At 31.1% G+C, this 2,522-nt stretch carries 4 protein-coding genes; 3 read left to right on the plus strand and 1 reads right to left on the minus strand.

Annotation, left to right across the window (positions count from 1 at the left end):
• A partial coding sequence (locus RMN92_RS10550; protein WP_309609407.1) for a carboxypeptidase-like regulatory domain-containing protein occupies positions 1-513 on the minus strand: 513 nt, incomplete at its 3' end.
• Positions 514-648: 135 nt separating this feature from the next.
• Between RMN92_RS10550 and RMN92_RS10555 the strand changes: the two genes are divergently transcribed.
• The 3 genes from RMN92_RS10555 to nbaC form a co-directional block, all read left to right on the plus strand.
• Complete coding sequence (locus tag RMN92_RS10555; RefSeq protein ID WP_309609408.1) at positions 649-1,746, plus strand: endonuclease/exonuclease/phosphatase family protein; 1,098 nt, start codon at positions 649-651, stop codon at positions 1,744-1,746.
• 39 nt (positions 1,747-1,785) lie between these two features.
• Positions 1,786-2,148 (plus strand): hypothetical protein, encoded by a 363-nt coding sequence (locus RMN92_RS10560; RefSeq protein WP_309609409.1) that lies wholly within the window; start codon positions 1,786-1,788, stop codon positions 2,146-2,148.
• 29 nt (positions 2,149-2,177) lie between these two features.
• On the plus strand, positions 2,178-2,522 hold a 345-nt coding region (gene nbaC / locus RMN92_RS10565; RefSeq protein ID WP_309609410.1), incomplete at its 3' end, for a 3-hydroxyanthranilate 3,4-dioxygenase.

Raw genomic sequence — 2,522 nt, forward strand, 5'->3', positions numbered from 1 at the left:
ATTTATCATCACGTTTGAATATTCATTGTCTATCCCTCTGACATTGAATCTTGCTTGACCAAAATTATAAGCTGATGCTTGTAAAAAAACGTCGCGTGAAGCTTGCAATAAGCCCGAAGTACTTTCTGAACCACTGTTATCATCGCCCAAATCATTTTCGGTAATTGTGATTAGACTTAACTGTTGCTCATTGGATTGAATATCTTCTTCTAAAACAATTAATCCTATGTCTAAAATTTGATTTTCTACAATTTCAATTGGTAGGAGTTGGTCTTTGTAACCACTAGTTTTAAGTTGTAACAATTTATTTCCAACAGCAATAGATTTAAAAACAAATTTTCCATCTGCATCTGTCACTTCGGTTAAATTTGTGTTTTGAATACTTGCAATTACATTTTGCAAAGGTTTTTGGTTTTTTGAATCAATTACCTTTCCAGATATTCCAGTTGGTTTTTGTGCAAATGTTACCAAAGCTTGCAAAATTAATATTGCACTAAAAATAATTTTTTTCATAAATAAAATTAAAGTTAATTTACTTTTTTGTCAAGACATGATTTCTTAACGGATGCAAATGTACATTTTTTAATAATATTAACTATTTTTGGCAAACAATTTGTAATACATTTGACGAAAATTTAATATATAATAATGAAATTGAAAAAAACTATCTACTTGTTTATCACTTTAATAACAGTGTTTGCTCATGCTCAAGACAAAAAATTTGCTGTTCATACTGTAGCTTTTTACAACTTTGAAAATCTATTTGATACAATAAATGGATCCAATAATGATGAAGAATGGTTGCCCAATGGATCACAAAGTTGGACAACTAGAAAATATAAAAAAAAATTAGACAATTTAAGTCGTGTTTTGACTGAAATTGGAAGTGGAGAAAACTCAAGCGCTCCAACCTTAATTGGTGGTTGTGAAATTGAAAATAGAGGCGTTCTGGAAGATTTAATAAAACAACCTAAAATGATTAATAATAATTATGGTATTATTCATTTCGATTCGCCCGATAAAAGAGGAATTGATGTCGCATTACTCTATCAGAAAAAACATTTTCAACCTACAAGTTACATCAATATACCTTTATATGTATATAGAGATGCTCCAAAAGTAAAAGAAAAAAAGGAAGAAGAGGAAAAAACAGATGATGTGATAATCACTTCAGCAGTAGATACAAGGGTTTATACCCGTGACCAGCTTTTGGTAACAGGGCTTTTGGATGGCGAAGAAATAAATGTTATTGTAAACCACTGGCCATCTCGTTCTGGTGGCGAGAAAAAAAGCAGCCCTTTTAGAGAAGCCGCTGGAAGATTGAATAGAAAAATTATAGATTCTTTGTACAAAATAAATCCAAACGCCAAAATAATTACTATGGGAGATTTGAACGATGGTAGTTTTAATAAAAGTGTAAAAATTGGAGTGGGTGCCAAAGCTAAAAAGCAAGATGTACCAGTAAATGGAATTTACAACCCAATGGAGGAAATGGCGAATAAAGGAATTGGAAGTTTAGCCTACAGAGATTCATGGGATTTATTCGATATTATCATGCTATCTGAACCCTTTATAAGAAAAGATTTTTCATCTTGGCATTTTTGGAAAGCGGGAGTTTACAACAAACCTTTTCTCATTCAAACTACAGGACAATATAAAGGCTATCCTTTAAGAAATTCAAACGGCGAACCTGGATTTAGCGATCACTTTCCAGTATATGTCTATTTAATCAAACAAGTAAATTAAATACAAAGGTTGGATTTTTCCAACCTTTTTTATTAAAATATGAAAAACATTCTATACCTATTTATTGCATTTGCCACTTTTAAATCTTTTGCTCAAGATACGATTCAAAGCCATCAAGCAAAAAACCATATTGGCGAACTATTTTGCGTTACTGGAAAAGTAGCTTCTATAAAACTAGCTTCGGATGGTAAAACTACCAATTATATTAATATCGACAGACCATATCCAGAGGCTGTTTTTACGATTGTAATCACAAATGAATATCTTGAAACTTTAAAATTTAAACTAGAAGATATAAAAGACAAAATTATTTTTGTTTACGGAAAAATAGCAATTTACAAAAACGACCCCAAACAAATTCCACAAATTTTTAATCCGAGGTGGATTGACCTAAAAAAATGAGTAATTTTATAGTCTAAAATTATAATGATATGTCAATTACCAAACCTTTCAATCTCAATAAATGGATAGACGAAAACAAACATTTATTGAAACCGCCTGTTGGAAATAAAAATTTATATGTAGATTCAGACGATTACATCATTATGATAGTGGGCGGTCCAAACGCCAGAAAAGATTATCATTACAATGAAACAGAAGAATTTTTTTACCAACTAGAAGGGTCTATAAAATTGATTATTCAAGAAAATGGTGAACGAAAAGAGTTTGAAATGAATGCTGGCGATATGTATTTGCATCCAGCCAAAACACCGCATTCACCCGTAAGATCTGAAAATTCTATTGGTTTAGTAGTTGAAAGAAAGCGTGCCGGAAAA

Origin of the sequence: Flavobacterium sp., from assembly GCF_031363805.1 — a bacterium.
In the GTDB taxonomy this organism is placed as follows: domain Bacteria; phylum Bacteroidota; class Bacteroidia; order Flavobacteriales; family Flavobacteriaceae; genus Flavobacterium.